This window comes from Sphingobacterium sp. BIGb0165 (genome assembly GCF_024810095.1).
In the GTDB taxonomy this organism is placed as follows: domain Bacteria; phylum Bacteroidota; class Bacteroidia; order Sphingobacteriales; family Sphingobacteriaceae; genus Sphingobacterium; species Sphingobacterium detergens.
In genome coordinates this window covers 76107-94988 of sequence record NZ_JANUEB010000012.1, presented here as the reverse complement: position 1 = coordinate 94988, position 18882 = coordinate 76107, and the positions used below count along the sequence as shown (strand labels likewise).

Annotated in this window: 13 protein-coding genes; 7 read left to right on the top strand and 6 right to left on the bottom strand. The window is 38.2% G+C overall.

Going from position 1 to position 18882, the window contains the following annotated elements; genetic code table 11:
- Together M2408_RS24725 and M2408_RS24720 are read left to right on the top strand one after the other, a co-directional pair.
- Complete coding sequence (locus tag M2408_RS24725; RefSeq protein ID WP_120259916.1) at nucleotides 1–1314, top strand: hemolysin family protein; 1314 nt, start codon at nucleotides 1–3, stop codon at nucleotides 1312–1314.
- Between the two features lie 18 nt (nucleotides 1315–1332).
- The gene (locus M2408_RS24720; protein ID WP_257092223.1) at nucleotides 1333–2046 is read left to right on the top strand and encodes a 16S rRNA (uracil(1498)-N(3))-methyltransferase; all 714 of its coding nucleotides are present in this window, start codon (nucleotides 1333–1335) and stop codon (nucleotides 2044–2046) included.
- Nucleotides 2047–2125: 79 nt separating this feature from the next.
- On the opposite strand, the gene M2408_RS24715 is transcribed toward M2408_RS24720, so the two are convergent.
- The 3 genes from M2408_RS24715 to M2408_RS24705 all read right to left on the bottom strand — a co-directional run bounded on the left by M2408_RS24715 (nucleotide 2126) and on the right by M2408_RS24705 (nucleotide 4792).
- Complete coding sequence (locus M2408_RS24715) at nucleotides 2126–2599, bottom strand: hypothetical protein (RefSeq protein WP_259187247.1); 474 nt, start codon at nucleotides 2597–2599, stop codon at nucleotides 2126–2128.
- A 107-nt stretch (nucleotides 2600–2706) separates the two neighbouring features.
- Nucleotides 2707–4104, bottom strand: a complete 1398-nt coding sequence (locus M2408_RS24710) for an FtsX-like permease family protein (RefSeq protein ID WP_259187246.1) — start codon at nucleotides 4102–4104, stop codon at nucleotides 2707–2709.
- A gap of 46 nt (nucleotides 4105–4150) precedes the next feature.
- Nucleotides 4151–4792, bottom strand: a complete 642-nt coding sequence (locus M2408_RS24705; protein ID WP_259187245.1) for an ABC transporter ATP-binding protein — start codon at nucleotides 4790–4792, stop codon at nucleotides 4151–4153.
- A 406-nt stretch (nucleotides 4793–5198) separates the two neighbouring features.
- Here M2408_RS24705 and M2408_RS24700 point away from each other — a divergent pair, with 406 nt between their 5' ends.
- The 3 genes from M2408_RS24700 to M2408_RS24690 all read left to right on the top strand — a co-directional run bounded on the left by M2408_RS24700 (nucleotide 5199) and on the right by M2408_RS24690 (nucleotide 10151).
- Nucleotides 5199–7997, top strand: a complete 2799-nt coding sequence (locus M2408_RS24700) for a TonB-dependent receptor (RefSeq protein WP_259187244.1) — start codon at nucleotides 5199–5201, stop codon at nucleotides 7995–7997.
- Between the two features lie 157 nt (nucleotides 7998–8154).
- The gene (locus tag M2408_RS24695; protein ID WP_259187243.1) at nucleotides 8155–9612 is read left to right on the top strand and encodes a hypothetical protein; all 1458 of its coding nucleotides are present in this window, start codon (nucleotides 8155–8157) and stop codon (nucleotides 9610–9612) included.
- A gap of 107 nt (nucleotides 9613–9719) precedes the next feature.
- On the top strand, nucleotides 9720–10151 hold the full coding sequence (locus tag M2408_RS24690) for a hypothetical protein (RefSeq protein ID WP_259187242.1): 432 nt from the start codon (nucleotides 9720–9722) through the stop codon (nucleotides 10149–10151).
- 112 nt (nucleotides 10152–10263) lie between these two features.
- On the opposite strand, the gene M2408_RS24685 is transcribed toward M2408_RS24690, so the two are convergent.
- A complete protein-coding gene (locus tag M2408_RS24685) occupies nucleotides 10264–11463 on the bottom strand; it encodes a hypothetical protein (protein WP_259187241.1) in 1200 nt (399 codons plus the stop codon).
- A 341-nt stretch (nucleotides 11464–11804) separates the two neighbouring features.
- Between M2408_RS24685 and M2408_RS24680 the strand changes: the two genes are divergently transcribed.
- Together M2408_RS24680 and rlmB are read left to right on the top strand one after the other, a co-directional pair.
- Entirely contained in the window at nucleotides 11805–13661 is a 1857-nt protein-coding gene (locus tag M2408_RS24680; protein WP_259187240.1) for a DNA polymerase III subunit gamma/tau, read from the top strand.
- A gap of 73 nt (nucleotides 13662–13734) precedes the next feature.
- Entirely contained in the window at nucleotides 13735–14529 is a 795-nt protein-coding gene (rlmB, locus tag M2408_RS24675; protein ID WP_409049497.1) for a 23S rRNA (guanosine(2251)-2'-O)-methyltransferase RlmB, read from the top strand.
- Between the two features lie 229 nt (nucleotides 14530–14758).
- On the opposite strand, the gene M2408_RS24670 is transcribed toward rlmB, so the two are convergent.
- A complete protein-coding gene (locus M2408_RS24670) occupies nucleotides 14759–16522 on the bottom strand; it encodes a long-chain fatty acid--CoA ligase (protein WP_259187239.1) in 1764 nt (587 codons plus the stop codon).
- Between the two features lie 214 nt (nucleotides 16523–16736).
- Nucleotides 16737–18608, bottom strand: coding sequence for a DEAD/DEAH box helicase (locus M2408_RS24665; RefSeq protein WP_120259928.1), 1872 nt, complete (start codon nucleotides 18606–18608; stop codon nucleotides 16737–16739).
- Nucleotides 18609–18882 lie beyond the last annotated feature (274 nt).

Genomic DNA, 18882 nt, shown 5'->3' with positions numbered 1-18882 from the left:
ATGGCGCTCGATATTTTTTGGACATTGTTTTTAGTATTGGCCAACGGTTTTTTCGTTGCAGCTGAGTTTGCTATTGTCAAAGTCCGAGTCTCCCAAATTGAAGTTCAGGCGAAAACAGGTAGCAAAGTTGCTACAATTGCCAAAAGTATAACGGAGCATTTGGATGGTTATTTGGCCGCTACACAATTGGGTATTACACTTTCTTCTCTGGCTTTAGGTTGGGTAGGAGAAGCTGTAATGACCCAGATTGTGCAGGGCGCATTGGGTTTCTTTGGTGTTGAATTGACCGGTAGCATAGCAACGAAAGCCGGACATGTGTTAGCCTTTGCGATCATTACCGTATTGCATATTGTTTTTGGTGAGTTAGCTCCCAAGTCAATTGCAATTCAAAAACCCGTTGCTACAACAATGAAGATTGCGGTCCCACTGCAATTTTTCTATTTTATCTTCAGACCTTTTATTTGGATCCTGAACGGTTTTGCTAATTTTCTGCTTAAAATTTTAGGATTTGAAGTAACAAAAGGTGAATCTGCCCATTCTTCTGAGGAATTACAATACCTTTTAGATAAAGGAAAAGAATCCGGAGCATTGGATATTTCTGAGCATGAGTTGATCAAAAATGTCTTCGATTTTAACGAACGTATCGTAAAGAATATTATGGTACCAAGGACTAAGATTGTCGCTGTTGAAGTGACCGCAGATGCTTCTGAATTGATTGAAACGATGACCGAGGAGGGCTATTCCCGTATCCCGATCTATGAGGATAATATCGATCAGATTGTTGGTATTGTGCATACCAAGGATATCCTTCCGCTTTTGGCAAAAGGCAAAGAAGTGGTGATGAAAAACATCATGCGTAAACCATACTTTATTCCTGAAACCAAAAAAATCAATGATTTGATGGCTGAGTTTCAGCAACGACGCCTTCAATTGGCTATTGTGCTGGATGAATTTGGAGGTACAGCAGGGATGGCTACCTTGGAGGATATTGTGGAAGAGTTGGTAGGTGAGATCCAAGATGAGTATGATGAGGAAACACCAGTTGTCGAACGTATCTCTGAAACAGAGTATATGGTGGATGCGGGAGCTAGCATTCATGATGTGAATGAGTTTCTTCCTATTGAATTACCAGCAAGTCAGGATTACGATACCATGGCTGGATTGGTCAGTGAGATTTTTGATAAAATTCCTGAGGTAGGTGAGCGGAAACAAGAATATGGTTATGTATTTACAATTATCCGCAAAGCCCAACAGAATATTGAATTTGTCAAACTGGAATTGGTCGAGTCCGCTGACGATGATGTAGCGGAATAAGGCCACAAAGAACAGTACATGCAGTTATTTTTTACACCAGAACTAAATCCTTCTTTAGAAAACTTTATCCTCTCTGAGGAAGAAAGCAAGCATGCTATTCGTGTGCTTCGCATGAATACGGGAGATCGCTTATATTTAATAGACGGTCGGGGCGGCCTGTACGAAGCTGAGATTATAGATCCACATCCGAAACGTACTGTACTTCGCATTTTAAGTATCAAGGAGAACTACCAACAGCCAAACTATCATTTGCATATTGCTGTTGGACCGACCAAGAATATAGATCGTATTGAGTGGTTTTTGGAGAAAGCTACCGAGGTGGGGATTCAAGAGATTACACCTATTATCTGTGAACATTCAGAACGCAAAGAAGTAAAGTTGGACCGCTTGAATAAAGTCATTGTATCAGCCATGAAGCAATCTTTAAAAGCGTATTTACCTCAATTGAATCCCGCTGTATCGTTTAAACAGTTTATAAAGGATATTCCGAAGGACGGTACCCAAAAAGCGATTGCGCACTGTGTTGATTCCGATAAGAAATATTTGAACCAAATAGTTGAAGCGGGACAGCATTATATTATTTTGATAGGCCCAGAAGGTGATTTTTCAGCAGAGGAAATTGATTTGGCCTTAGCAGCGGGCTTTCAACCGATATCGCTTGGGGACGCACGTTTACGTACCGAGACAGCAGCTTTGGCGGCTTGTCTTGAGACCTCACTAATAAATAGATAAATCTGTACGATAAAAGATCAATGTGAACCTAATCTATTTCGGATAGACAAGATTCAGCATTGAAGATATGCTGTTTCTATTATTTTGCAAGTTCAGCATCTATGATCTGGATTTCGGAGTTTCCTTTAAGAGGATCCTTTGTAAAAATCATCTTTCCTTTTAGTTTGATAGGATCTTCAGAAAATTTAATTGCCCCACCCTTTAAGGTTACTTCTACCATGGGCGGGATCCCGTTGGAACCACAAAACTGACATTGCATAACAGGTAGGACAGACATCATAAAGTTTTTGTGATTACGTCCACTATGTAGTGGGACCATATAGCCCGGTAATTCGACCACTTTGTTTTCAAGCGCTTTGAGCTCTTTTGGATAAAAAGGAGTATAGACCTTTTTTGCCCCATTATAGGTTACTTTGTAAGCCATTTTATCAATAGCATCCCATGTTTTGTTCATCATGGGGGTGTGATCAGGTACATCGGGATTATTACCAATCTGTGCCTGTGCTTGTATAAAGAAGCATATAAATGCGAATGCTGTAATAATTGTTTTCATTATTTTAGTATTGAGTATTGAGATTTTGATGACGTAAATTTAAGATTTACCTCGTATATGTTATTCGTACGCTTTTACCCCAATTGTCCATTTATTTTATTTTTAACCTATTTGTTCGACAAAGTTCCTGATATACTTGTCTTATAAGCCTTGATTGCTGGAATTAAAGCGGCTAGAACGCCAATGAGACAAGCTACTAACAAAAATATCAATTCTTTTGGATGTAGCTTAAAAGCTTCGATAAAATCTGCACTCTGGCTTGTTTGGTTGCTGATATAATATAATGCCAAATGTGCCAATAGCAAACCTATCAGTCCACCGACAATTGTTATGGTCAAACCTTCGAGAAGGACAATGTTGAATAATTTGCCCTTAGAGGCACCGAGTGTACGCATAATAGCAAGATCATATTTACGTTGTTTCAGTGCATTATAGAGATTAATAAATACGCTCAGCCCCGCAATGAACATAATGACATAGGCAAGGATGGCCAATGAGTCTATTCCTACACCTAGGAGTGAAAACAGACGTGTACTTTCCATTGCTGGAGAAGCAGCCTGCATATCTGTTTGTTGATCGATCATTTTAGGCAGTATACCAATAGCTGCAGGTGACTGATATTTTACTAAGATAGCGGTTATTTCCAGTCCGTTTTGTTTAATCATATCGGCTCCAATAGATTTGACAAATACACCTTCCTCTTCATGATCATGGTCGTGATCTGCGTGATCGTGATGCTCTTTTTCTTCGGTTGTCGTCCGAACTGAAGAATTTTCCGGGAGGTCTTCGCCGTGGTGATGTTGGTGTGCTTTGACCGTCTCTTGCCTATCTTCTTCGCGTTCACGTTGTTCTTTTTGTGCCGGAGTTTCCTGGTCGTTGTGTGCATGTGCAATACCATGCACATCCCAAACGCTCTCAAGGTTGGTCAATATGAGGTTGTCCGTTACGTTGTTATTTTGCTTTAGAATACCGACGATTGTAAAAGGGTGTTCGTCATGGCTATGACCATCTTTGCTCAGTCCATGTGAGCTGTTGATTTGGTCGCCTAGTTTAAAGTGGTGTTTTTTTGCGACCTGCTCACCAATAACAATTTCAAAGTTTTTTTGCCAAATGCGCCCTTCGTTTATTTTAGTATCGTAAATCGTCAGAAAAGAAGAATCTGTTCCCACGATACGGTGTCCTTTAAAATTATCGCCCAGGGATAGCGGAACCGCCAATTGGACAAGAGGATTCTGGCGGAGCGGTTCGAGTTCATCTAAGGGGATATTTCCTGTTGGATTGTCGATATGATATACGCTGGACAAGATCAATTGGAGTGGACTACCTTTGGCTCCGATGACAAGGTCAATGTTCTTACTGTTATTGTCGAGTTGCTTTTCAAATGTTTCACCTGTGATGGAGAGCACTGCCAGTATGGAGATTCCAAAAGCTGTCAGTAAGATACTCAAAAAGACAGAACCAAACTGTCTACTTAAATTTTTCCAAACCAACTGTATCGTGTTCATAGCAAATGTTGAATAAAAAAGGGTGAGAGATATGGGCTGTAAGCAATTATTTTAAGAGATACATTTTTGAAAATTGATCCTTGATTCGTTTATCGTGTGTTGTGATCAACAACGTTGAGCCAGCGGTATCTGCAATGCCCAAAAGAAGTTCTAGTACACGATTTGTATTATTATCATCTAAAGCTGCTGTAGGTTCATCGGCAATGAGTAGGGCCGGTTTATTAATGACACTACGTGCAATCGCGGCACGTTGCAATTGACCACGGCTCAGTTCATTTGGATAGGCCGCGGTTTTGTGGTCCAACTGCAATTGTTTTAATACCTGATGAATCTCATCTACATTGACTTTTTTTCCAGCCAGCGACTGTGCCAATTTGATATTTTCTAGCAAGGTTAAATTTTTGAGAAGGTGAGCTTCCTGGAAAATAAACCCAATATATTGCGATCTGAATTTATCTAGTTTGCTATTTGATAATAGCGAAAGATCTTGACCATTAATTTTAACATGACCAGTATCAGGTCGGGATAGGCCACCTAACATATTCAGTAAGGTTGTTTTACCTGTACCTGAATCGCCTAATAGTAGTGTATGTTGTCCTTTCTCGATATGGATGTCAGGAAATTCAATGCTTTTTGCATTGGTATATCGGAATGTTAGCTGCTCAGTAGATACGATCGGATTGCTCATATGCTCAAAAATTGAAAATATATTCAAACTTAGAGAAATTGCTTTGCATATGCAATATTATTGCAATAATAAGATCATTCTTGCTTCTAAACAATAACATGCACGAATACCTATTCTTATCGAATTACAATGATATGTACAAGTAAATGTACTAAAACCTAAAACCGACCTTTATATGTTAATAACTTTTCGACTTAATAATTTTATTACACTTCTTTAATATCATTTCATGGAAATGATGGAATAATCGCTCAAATACTGTTTCAGGCAGGATTTTATCTAAAATTTTAAGTTATAATTTTCAAGGTAACATTAAATTAACAAGTGGTTTACGTAATGGTAATTCGTTGTTAATGTTAATATAATATTCTGCCAATAGCTTTGCAGAAACAAAAAACAAAATAAATTGGAACCACAATTACAACTTAAAAGAATCGCTGCTGCCATTACGTTCGTCGTAGCTGCGTCAACAACAGTTTATGCACAGAGCAGTGGGAAGTTAATGGGGACTATTACAAATAGTAAGACTGGAGAAACGATTACGGGAGTAACTATTCGTGTTATTGGAACTTCTAGAGGCGGAAGCTCCGATGTTTCTGGTAAATATAGTATTCCGGCCTTGCCTGCTGGTAAGTATACTGTGGAGTACGCTTATATAGGTTACGCTACAAAACAAATTACTGAAGTTGAGATCAAAGCGGATGATATGACCAATTTGGATATTGTCCTTGATAATTCAGAAGGTAAGGTGTTGGATCAAGTTGTGGTTACGGGTTCGTTTAAAAAGGAATCCATTGGTGCATTATATGCTCAGCAAAAAAATAGTGCGTTAATTTCTGATGGTATTTCAAGTGAGCAAATTAGAAGATCACCGGATAAAAATACCTCTGAGGCTCTACGTCGCGTAAGTGGAACAACTATCCAAGATAATAAATTTGTAATTGTACGGGGACTTAGTGACCGATATAATGTAGCGATGATGGATGGTTCAGTGTTACCAAGTACCGAAGCGAACCGTCGTGCATTTTCATTTGATATTATACCTTCAAATTTAATTGATAAGATTACTATTTCGAAAACGGCGACACCAGATCTTCCAGCGGATTTTGCAGGAGGTGCGGTTCAGATTACAACAAAGGATATTCCAGATAAGGATTTCGTCTCTATTGGTGTAGGGTATGGTTACAATACAGCTTCTACATTTAAAGACTTTTTGCAGACTAAAAAGAATTTTCAAAATTATTTAGGTTTCGATGATGGTTCTAACAAGTTGGCTAAGAATTTTCCAGCGAGGGAAACTATTCAGGCTGGGTTATCTGGCAAATGGAATCGTTTGGTTTTAAAATCATTGCCTAATGACTATGCAGTTCAGAATAAATCGGCTTTACCCTCTCAAACTTATCAGTTTTCGTTAGGAAAGGTAAAACAATATGAGAATGACAATCGTTTTGGTGCCTTATTCTCCGTGAATTATAGAAATTCGCAAAATATTTTGTCGGATCTTAAACGCGAGTGGTATCAATACGATTATAATGACAATGTCTATAAATTTTCAACGAATTTAGGTGCTTTGGCGAATTTCGCTTATTCATTCGGAAAAAATAAAATTACTTGGAAGAATTTATATAACCGTACCTATGATAATAACTATTTAGAACGTACAGGCACAGATAAATCAAGGTTGGGGGATAATAAATTATTTGCTTACGATATTTTACAAAAATCGTTGTTTAAATCAACTTTAGAGGGTGAACATGCGTTGAGTGAAAAAAATGATAAATTGAAATGGACGGCATCATGGAGTAATATAGGTAATAGTCAGCCCAATCAAACTAAAATTAATTATAGAAGAGATCTGGACGTAGATCCCTCTGTTCCATATTTAGCAGATGTATCTGGTGTTGGTAAAAACAATGCCCGTTTATTTTCTAATATGAATGAGAATATATTTTCGGGAGAGGCAAGCTATTCCAGACCAATGAGCTTTTTAGATGCTCCTTCCACAGTGAAGTTTGGTGGAGGTACCCAATATCGTAAACGTAATTTTGACGCACGTTTTGTTGGAGCGGAAATAAATGCGTTAACTGTTGATCCAGATGAAATCAGAAGAGTTACCGCTCTCCCTCCCGATCAATTGTTTTCAACAGATTTGATCAATAAGAACTATTATAAATTCAATGAAATTGTTGGTAGTGGCGATTTATATAATGCGAATTCTCTGACCTCTTTCGGTTATGCAATGTTGGATCAAAAATTTGATGATAAGTTTAGAATAGTTTACGGATTACGCGTTGAAAATTATAATGTGAAAATCAATTCAAATGATGTCGATAATCAAAATAAAATAAGAGAAGTGGTTGATGATAAGAAATTTGATTTATTGCCTTCAGTTAATTTTACTTATAGTATAGATTCCAAAATGAATTTGAGAGCCTCCTATTATCGTACCCTGGCACGACCTGAACTGAGAGAGTTAGCTCCTTTTCAGTTCTATGATTACGAGAATTTAGGGATGGTTTCGGGTAATGTGAATCTGAAGCGAAGTTCAATTAACAATGCGGATTTGCGATTCGAAATTTACCCCACTGCTGGAGAAATATTGTCAGTTTCCGCTTTTTATAAGCAATTTACAGATGCAATTGAACCATTGCGTTATGACGTTAACTCTACAGTAGATGTATCTTATTTCAATACACCGAAAGCAACGTTGTATGGAGTCGAGTTGGAGGCGCGCAAAAACTTAAGCTTTGTTGTGGATAATGATTTCTTTAAGAACACAATCGCCTATTTGAATTTGTCTGTAATTCATTCAAAAGTAGAGAATCCTACTGATCAAGACTACATCGAGAAAACTAGACCGATGGTGGGACAATCTCCTTATGTTATTAATGCCGGTCTACAGCATAGTGCTTTAGATAATAGATTGAATATCAATATTCTGTATAACCGTATCGGTAAGCGCATAGCTCAGGCAGGAAGTATTCGATTTACAAGTGCATATGAAGCACCTCGAAATGTATTGGATGCACAGATAGGTTATAAAGTATTAAATAAGAAGGGTGAGATCAAATTTAATGCGGGTGATATTTTGAATAATGCAGTGAATGTTTATTTTGATAATAAAGCACAGAATAAACCAAATGAAACTCTTTATAAATATAAAATGGGAGCAAATTATTCATTATCATTTAATTATACTTTTTAATAGATAACAAATATTTAATGCAGTCTTAATCTTGAAGTTATAGCAGATTAAGTCCTTTGATTAACAAAATAAAACTTAACAAATCGGTTATAGTATCCTATACAGTAACAAAAATAAGTGTATGATAGCTCTATTGCCGGTAAAACAATTTATCCCAATGAAAAAAAGATTTTTATTCTTATCCTTAGCAGCTTTACTATTTGCTGGAGCTTGTAAAGAAACAAAAATTACAGATGATGGCAAAGATACCGAAACGCCAACGAATCCAGTAGATAAAGATGTGGTGGTTGTGTCTGGAGAAATTACATCGAATACAACTTGGACCGCTGATAAAATCTATCTTCTAAAAGGATTTGTTTTTGTAAGCAACGGTGCTACTTTGACCATCGAACCTGGAACTATTATTAAAGGCGATAAAGCTTCAAAAGGTACTTTGACAATAACCAGAGGATCGAAAATAAATGCTACAGGAACAGCTGAAAAGCCTATTGTATTTACATCTGCATTACCTGCAGGTGCCCGTGACAAAGGTGATTGGGGTGGAGTAATTATATTAGGAAAAGCTCCGGTAAATGCCGGTGAAGCTAAAATCGAAGGAGGTCTTAATGCGCCATCAGGTAAAAATGAAAAAGATTATATCTACTACGGAGGTGCAGATGCTGCTGATAATTCTGGTACAATGAAATATGTGCGTATTGAGTTTCCTGGAGTTATGTTTTCTCCAGATAATGAAATCAATGGTTTAACATTAGGTGGTGTAGGTAATGGCACAACTTTAGATTATATACAAGTTTACCGCTCAGGTGATGATGCTTTTGAATGGTTTGGTGGTACTGTTAATGCATCACACTTGGTGACAGTTGGTACTTGGGATGACGACTTTGATACTGATTTTGGTTATTCAGGTAAAGTTCAGTTTGCAGTAGCTCAACGTGTTCCTTCCCTAGCTGATGTATCTGGGTCAAATGGCTTCGAATCTGACAACAATGCGGACGGAAAGAATGTTAATCCTAAAACGTCTGGTATTTTTTCGAATGTAACTATATTAGGACCAAGACAAACAGAAAAGAATTCGATTGCAGAGAATAATCAACATGGAGTTCATATTCGTAGAAACTCTTCGATTTCGGTACTAAACTCAGTGATTACTGGATTCAGATTGGCTGGTATACATGTTGATGATACTAAAGTTGAAACTCCAGAAGCAACTGCGAAGAATATTATTAATAAGGAATCAGTTTTTGCAAATAATCTTTTCTACGGAAATCTTGTTGATATCAAAATTAGCCCTGTCGGCGGATCATTGAGCGCACAGCTTGAAACTCTCTTAAAAGCTAATAATGTTTTTGACGGTAAGCAATTTGCTGCCGCATTGTATAAAGCACCATATCTTTTTGCGAAGGACATTTCTAACAGTAGTGGTACTCCTGATTTTGCTCTTCTTGATAATTCTGTGGCAGCTACAGGAGCGGATTTTACGCAATCTAAACTTTCAGACAGCTTCTTTAAGAAAGTGACTTTTAGAGGTGCATTTGGAGCGGAGGATTGGACAAAAGGCTGGGCTCATTATGACCCTCAAACTTTGCCATATACAACTCCAGGTCAAGTTAAATAATATATAACATCAATAGAATCAAAAAAAATCCTGCCTCGAGCAGGATTTTTTTGTCGCATTTTGGGTGGATATTTCGTTATATAGTCAAATAATATAAGTTTTAAATTATGAAAAAAACAATCTATTTATTTGTGTTAAGTATTTTCCTGTTTCTTGGGTGCAAAAAGTCTGATGATAAATCTGATATTGAACCTGATGGACTTAAAATAGAAATAAAGGGAATTTCTGGATGGGGTGATGTTGTAAATGTCATCATTGATAAAAATAAAACTGAAATTAGGTATCCGAAAAGTCTTGTTCCAGAAGCCAAAGCAGATAAAACTTATAAAACAAGTGAGACCACATTAAAACAGTTGTCTGCCTATATTGATACATATAAGTTAATGGATGCTAAAATTCAGGAATGTGCCCGTTGTGTCGATGGAACGGATTATGTGATCACAATAAAATACGAAGGTAGGGAGAACACGGTTACTATTGCAGCTCACCGCACAGATGGTAAATATGCCGATCTATTGGATTTTATTGATAAGCTTTAATAACTAAGAGTTCTTATTAGTTTGTTTTACAAGCCTTAAATGAAGATTGAAGAACCTAATGTTATTGGTTTCTTCTACAATTTAATTTGGTGGCAGCTTTCGGAACAGTATTTTACCTCGGGTCATAATGGTATACAATCTGGTAAGATTGTTTTTTAAGTTCATCAGATAATTGACCTATAGCCAAACTTTGCGCTTGCGGAGTTGGCTCACATACTGAATAATATTTTCCATTATATAAAATAGCGTCACCAATGGGCTGTTCGAATTGAACGGCCATGGTGATATGTGTGGGGTACAAGAGTGTGATCATTGGGAGATTGTAAATCTCTTTGACCAAGTAAAAGAATAGTGCTGCACGATCATCACAGTCGCTATATTTATTTAATAATGTCTGTTCCGGAGATAGCCGTTTTTCAGTACCAAAATTCTCTTCATCATTTTCGTATAGAAAAGCATAACGTGTAAACCGCATTAAATAATCTACACCTTCTTTTTCTTTCTTCTCTTTTAGATTTTCTTTGAGGGCAGGAACCAATGATTGATAAGTTTCCTTACTCAATGGAATGTTGAAATAGGTCTCGAAATCTACTCCCGGATAGTTTTTAAAAAGATCACTGATATCATTGTTCAGCTTCACGTTAAAATGATAAGCTTTATGTCCATAATTGAATGCAATTTGTTTTTCAATGTAGTTTGCCGGTACAAAATCCGGTAGCTTTGTGATTTTATAGCTGAAATCGTTGGTTGCTTCCGGGACTTTAATCTTTACAGGGATATAGGTGTCTGCCCGTTGAAATAGTTTTCCATAATCATGGAAATTTAAGCATGTATATTTCTTACCATCAACTTCAAAAAAAGGAATATCGGAAATATCCTCATTGTTCTGAATAAAAAAGACAATCTGATTATTTCCTACCGCCAAACGCGCATCGTATCCGGATTTGCACATTAGAAACCATTTGTATAGCGTGTATCTTGCATAGTTATCTGCTTTTGGTGCGATCTGTTGTGCAGTGCGACGCACAAGCTGATAATATACCCAGTCGTTGAGGTGTTGTTTATCTTTGTATTCGAGTAAACTATTTATCAGATCATGGTATTCTGCCTGATCGGCAGTTTGGTAGAACTCCTGTACTCGAGCTCCCGTTAAACTATCATTGAATGGAATATTGAAAGATGGGCTTACGTTAATTGAAACTTTTCCATCGTAAAAATCGAAATCATGATGTTGTGCCCTGACAATTTGTAGATTGCAAGTAAACCAGTATAAAATGGTCAAAAAGGCAATATGGCATCCTTTGATATTCAATTCTTAACAATTTGATAACATTAGTGTAATATAAATTTAACAATTATAGACGCTTTTTCCAAGGATTTAGGAAAAATGTTTTTTGGATTACAAAGGGTGAGTTATATTGGTTATAAGCTATTTGTTAACGAAGTTCTTTGTCATTTTTTAAGATCACCATTGGCAACTCATATTTTCAGTTAATGCCCAAAGAAAGCCATTGGAACTTATTGTTTTGTGTACCTGCGATGTTTAGCAAACACAGCATGAGAGGATATCATCCTTGATTGAAATGCTAAATTCCTTTTTCTTCCGATTGTTATTACGTAGAAAAATAGTATTAAAATTCGTATCTTCGTGCAATGGATAATTTTATTGTTTCTGCACGTAAATACCGCCCGGTTACCTTTGATTCGGTTGTAGGTCAGCAACACATTACAGGTACCCTAAAGAATGCAATTCACAACAATCAGTTGGCGCAGGCATTTCTATTCTGTGGGCCACGTGGTGTTGGTAAAACTACTTGCGCCCGTATTTTAGCCAAAACAATAAATTGTGAACAGATCTTATCTGGAACTGAGCCATGTGGCGAATGTGACAGCTGTAAATCCTTCCAAAACGGTAATTCTTTCAGTATTCATGAACTCGATGCCGCATCCAACAATTCAGTAGATGATATCCGTAACCTCATTGATCAGGTCCGTATACCACCCCAAGCGGGAAAGTACAAGATCTATATCATCGATGAGGTGCACATGCTCTCACAGGCCGCTTTCAATGCATTCTTGAAGACATTGGAAGAACCACCTTCCTATGCGATTTTTATCCTAGCAACAACGGAGAAACATAAGATTTTGCCAACGATTCTTTCACGTTGTCAGATTTTTGATTTCAACCGTATAAAGGTGGAGGACATGGCAGACCATCTGGCGAGAATAGCTGATCGTGAAGCGATCGCTTATGACCAAGATGGTTTACACATCATTGCGCAAAAGGCAGACGGTGGTCTTCGTGATGCATTGTCTATGTTTGATCAGATTGTCAGTTTCTCGAATAAAAATGTAACCTATCAGGCTGTTATTGACAACCTGAATATTCTGGATTACGATTATTATTTTAAGCTAACGGATTCGATCTTGGCTGAAGATGCTGCACAAACGCTCTTGACATTTAACGAGATTTTGAATCATGGTTTCGATGGAAGTCATTTCATTGCTGGTCTGTCAGGTCATTTTCGGAATCTGTTGGTAGCTAGAGAGCCGGCGACGTTAAAATTATTGGAAGTTAGCGATAGCATACGTCAAAAATACTTACAGCAAGCTCAGAAAGCTTCTTCGGGATTTTTATTGTCCGCATTGAATATCTCAAACCAGTGTGAAATAAACTACAAAACAAGTAAAAACCAACGCTTACAGGTAGAACTTGCTTTGTTGAAAATGTGTCACATCGCAAGTGCCATTAAGTTAAGTCAGCTCGGTTCTATACAGGTTCCTTCAGCTGCTGAAGGAGTAAAAAAAAAACTCCCTGAGTCTGTAGCCTCGCAGGCGAAGGAAAGTCCTTCTGCGGCAGCATCTTCTGGAAATACAGTGCAAAATGCGACACCAGCACCCGTTGTATCTACTCCCACGCCTGTATCCAACCCGCAAACAACAGTTTCCAATCCCCAGACTTCGGCTACCAAACCTGAGGTGAAAAATGATGTCGTTTCAAATGTACCTCCAAAAGTAAAAAAAGGAGGATGGGGGGCAGCTGCCTCAGCGATTATTCCATCATTGCCAGATTTGAACACCATTTATGACAACAACTCGGTTGCCAAAGAAGGTGATGAACCTGAATTAATAAGAGGTACCGAACAACGTGAGGTAAGCTTTAATCAATTCATAGCCATTTGGAATGCCTATGCTGAGCAGTTGAAGACAGAAAATAAAATCAATCTGTATATGATGATGACGACTACGCAACCTCGTTTGAACGGTACATTGATTGAGATTGATGTCGAAAATGGTGTACAGATGGATGTACTGCAAAGCGCGAAAGTGGATGTGTTGAATTATCTTCGGGTAAAGCTGCAAAATTTTGCGCTAGATTTACAAGGTGTTATGATGGAATTCACGGTTTCCCGCAAACCGTACACTTCGCAGGAAAAGTATCAGGCTATGGTAACCAAAAATCCGCTTTTAGATACTTTGCGTAAGGAGTTTAACTTAGGTTTAAGCTAAATCGACCATTCTAATTCCTGTTAATTTTTGTACCTTTGCAATCTCTTCTATTTGGAAGGTAATATTTAGTTTTATGATGCAAGGAAATTTTCAGAGACGTGATCGCGATCACGGCGAAAGACGTGAAGTAAATCAGATGGTATTCGGTATCCGTGCCGTCATCGAAGCGATCGATAGTGGTAAAGAAATTGAATCGTTATTTGTGCAACGCGGATTAAGTGGTAGCTTGATTCTGGAACTGAAATCCTTATTGAAAGAACATGATATTGCTTTTCAGCAAGTGCCTATTGAAAAACTGAATCGTATCACACGGAAAAACCATCAAGGAGTAATTGCGGTTATATCGCCAATTACATATCAAAGTATTGAAGATCTCTTACCTCAGATTTATGAGAAAGGTGAAACTCCTTTACTTTTGATGTTAGATGGTGTAACTGATGTTCGTAATATGGGGGCTATTGCACGTACAGCTGAATGTTCAGGTGTGCATGCGATCATTGTGCCGAAAAAAGGATCTGCTGAAATAAATCCGGATGCAATTAAAACATCCGCTGGAGCATTGTATAAAATTCCGGTCTGCCGCCATGATAGCCTTTCAAAAGTGGGTAAATTTCTGATAGATTCAGGAGTGCAATTGGTTGTTAGTACAGAAAAAACAACGTCAAGTATCTATGATGTGGATTATACAGCACCTACCTGTGTCATCATGGGCGCTGAGGATGTCGGTGTATCGAATGATTTAATCCGTATCGCGGATAATCTTGCCAAGATACCAATGTATGGCGAAATAGGCTCTCTGAATGTGTCTGTATCGGCTGCCGTTGTTATTTATGAGGCAATTCGTCAACGCCTGTCTAAGAAGTCGTAAGAACAAAATTCTGCTATATAAAATAGCCTTTGTCAGAGACAAGGGCTATTTTTTTGAATACTGATCTTGTTGATTTTTGCTTTAATGTTTAAGCAAGAGGGCTCGGTTCAATTTTATACGGATCTTGCTGATTTTTATTTCAATCTGCAGGCGAAAGTCTGATCCAGATCCCGACATCTTACATGCTTTATTGTTTGTCCCAGATAAATAGATTTGTCTATTTATCTAGCTAAGTATTGTAGATCGCCTCAACCTCTTTTTCATACTTCTGGAGAATGATTTTCCGCTTCATCTTTAAGGTGGGGGTTAATTCACCCGTCTCTATTGTCATTTCGTTTGGAATAATTGCAAATTTCTTGATCTGTTCCCAGTTACCAAAATTTTGATTAATGCGATTGAGTTCGAACTCAATCTGCTGCCTAACTTTAGGATGGTTCAGGAATTCTATTTTTGACAATTTTACCAATGAAGGAGAGGAGTTCTTGCTCCATTCCAAAAAATTGGCATAGTTTGGAACAATTAAAGCTGCTGGGAATTTTCGCGATTCGCCGATCACCATGACCTGTTCAATAAAAGAAGATTCTACGATTTTGGACTCAAGCTGTTGGGGAACAATATATTTGCCGCCAGAAGTCTTGAACATCTCTTTCTTGCGGTCTACTATTTTAAGAAACTTGCCGTCAACCCATTGACCGATATCTCCAGTATATAGCCAACCATCTTTGAGTACCTCAGCAGTGGCTTCTTCATTTTTATAATAGCCAATCATATTGTTTTCGCCTTTGGTGAGGATCTCCCCATCTTCGGCAAGTTTGATTTCAATATTAATCAACGGTAGACCTACTGTGCCTATTTTCATCCCTCTTTTAAAGCAGTTTACAGCAATACAGGGACCTGCTTCAGTCAGACCGTAACCTTCATAAATAGGGATTCCAGCGGCCATATACAAACGGATTAATCTTTCTTGTAAAGCAGCACTGCCCGATGCAACCCCTTTAATGTCTCCACCCAAGGCCTCCCGCCATTTTGAAAAGACGAGTTTTCGTGCGATACTTAATTTGACATCATACCACCAAGAGCGGTTCTCTAATGTGTATTGTTCACCAAGACGAAGAGACCAGAAGAATATCTTGCGTTTGAACCCAGTCAGTTTTTCACCGGTTGCAATAATTTTTTCATATACTTTTTCAAGTACACGGGGCACAGCTGAAAAGATATGTGGTCGGACTGATTTGAAATCTTCGCCAATGGTATCCATCGACTGGGCAAAAAAGATTGTTAAACCCTTATACATATAGACATATTGGAAGACACGTTCGTAGGCATGGCAAACCGGTAAAAAAGAAAGAGCTCGGTCTCCGCGTCCGACAGGGAAGGAGTACTCACTGCTCATGGTATCGGCCAATAGATTGCGGTGAGCCAGCATAACTCCCTTCGGATTTCCGGTTGTACCTGATGTATAAATGATAGAAGCGAGGCTCTCGGTACCGACGGCATTTCGAAGTGTCTCAAGCTGCTCATCAGTGATGGAAACGCCGTCAGCTACGAAACTCTGCCAATGCGGTATATCCTCTTCTTTGTCTAAACTAAAAATATGTTCCAGGAGCGAACATGAGTCTCTGATCGAAGTGATCTTCGTATATAGCTTTTTTGAGCTTACGATACAATTTTTAATCTCAGCATGGTTGAATATAAAGCTGTAATCTGATTCAGAGATATTCGGATAAATCGCGACAACAACAGCACCAATCTGTTGGATTGCAAAATCAAGAACATTCCATTCGATGCGGTTTTCACTGATTAAAGCAACTTTTTCACCTACTTGGATACCGAGTGCAATCAGACCTTTGGATACCTGATTGACGCGTTCAATAAATTCTGTATTACTTACCGCTACCCAATTCGCTCCGTCTTTGTAGGAAAACATAGGAAACCCAGGTGCAGTTTCTTGTTGCAAATAGGCTAAATCAAATAATCTTGTTGCTGTTGGCATTGTGAAAATCCAGTTCGTGTAATTAAGCTAATTTACGTTTTTTTAAGCACATTAAGGCATCTGAAAAATGGAATAAGGCGCATTAAGGTATTGAGAAGGTGGAGGGGATTTGGGGTTTGGATCTGCCTGAAGTACTATAAACGAAAAAGACTCTGATCTGCAAAGCCGGGGCTTTCCAAATCAGAGTCTTTATGCGCTTATCTAAATACTAAATCTAGTATTTGCTTTTAGATTCTTTACGTTTACCTGAGAAATCACGGAAACCTCCGCCATTGCTACTACCACGGTCACGTTTTTCGCCGCTGAATCCGCCTTCACGTCTTCCGCCACGGTCACCGCCTCCGTATCCACCTTCACGTCTTCCACCGCGATCACCACCACGGTATCCGCCTTCGCGTCTTCCGCCACGATCACCACCACGGCTTCTTCCACGATCACCACCACGGCCTTCGCTTCTAGCTTCACCAGATACTTCGATACGTACTTGACGACCGTTGTAATCTACACCTTGGAATCCTTGGAATACTTTCTCAACTTCAGCATCTTGTACTTCAAAGAATGTAAACACACCTTTTAAGTCAATTTTACCGATAGATTTTCCAGAGATATTCGCGTTGTTACAGATAAAGCCTAACATGTCTCCACGAGAGAATTCATCTACAGAACCTAAGTTCATGAACAAACGGGTATAACCTTTTGAACCTTCACGAGAACGACCATCACGCCTATCGCCACGATCTTCACGAGAACCTTCACGGGCTTCGATATTTAAATCTGGAGCGTTTTTATAATAATCTAAGAAACGGTTGAATTCAAGGGATGCAAATCTTTTGATGATATCTTCTTTTGAAAGAGATTCTAGATTTTCCATAATTGCAGGCAAGAACGGACTGATTTGCTCATCATTTACTTCAACGTTTTCAATCTTTTTAACGATAGAGAATAATTGTTTTTCGCATACTTCAGCACCTTGAGGAACTTGTTTTTTCTCAAAAGGTTTACCGATGATCTTTTCAAGATGACGGATTTTGCTGAGTTCTTTTACGTTTACCAAAGAGAGAGAAATACCAGTTTTACCTGCACGAGCAGTACGACCTGAACGGTGCGTATAGTTTTCTGTTTCATCAGGTAAAGAGAAGTTGATAACGTGAGTTACGTCACTTACATCAATACCACGAGCGGCTACGTCTGTTGCGATCAATAATTGTAAACTACGGTCACGGTAACGTTTCATTACTTTATCACGTTGTTGTTGGGACAAGTCACCGTGCAGCGAGTCTGCATTGTAACCATCTTTGATCAACGCTTCAGCGATATCCTGTGTTTCGATTTTTGTACGACAAAATACGATACCAAAGATATCAGGGTTTGAATCCACAATACGTTTGAACGCAGCATATTTATCTTTTGCTTTGATCAAATAATAGTGGTGTTCAATGTTGGCGTTACCAGTATTTTTTGTACCTACAGTAAGCTCAACAGGATCGGTCATATAATTCTTTGCGATACGACGTACCTCAGAAGGCATTGTCGCCGAAAATAACCAAGTTTTTTTCTCGTCAGGAGTTTCTGACAAAATGTTGTTGATGTCTTCTTTGAAGCCCATATTGAGCATCTCATCCGCTTCATCTAAAACAACATATTTTACATTTGAAAAATCAATCGCATTTCTGCCAATGATATCCAACATACGACCTGGGGTCGCTACTACAATTTGCACTCCACGTCTAATTTGACGTAGCTGGTCTGAGATATTTGCACCTCCATATACAGCAACAACATGTACGTTGTCAACGTATTTAGCAAATTTTTCTAAATCTTTTGAGATTTGTAAACATAATTCCCGAGTAGGGCAAAGGATTAATGCCTGTGGGTGTTTTTGAGAAAAGTCTAATTGCTCTAATAATGGAAGACCAAATGCCGCGGTCTTTCCTGTGCCAGTTTGGGCTAATCCGACAAAATCGTCGTTACCAGTCAATAAAACAGGAATGGCTTTTTCCTGAATTTCAGAAGGTTTTTCGAAACCTAATTCTGAGATGGCATTAACAACTTCCTCACGGATTCCCAGTTCTAAAAATGGGTTCATGAAATATTATATACAATAGGCACTATTGCCTAAGGCGTTGCAAAGGTAAAAATAATATTTGAATAATCAAAGAATTTAAATAATTGATTTTTAGCGAAATCGGAATATGCACTATGGATGGGACCATAAATTTATTCGTATTAGGGATTAAGTGATGAAAGACTCTTTTACCAAATGCGATTGCCAAAAAGAAATTTTATGAAGTATGGGATTGTTTCTTGTTGAAATTTCAAAAATAAGATAATTTTATTGATTTTTTGATCGTAGTGGAGCG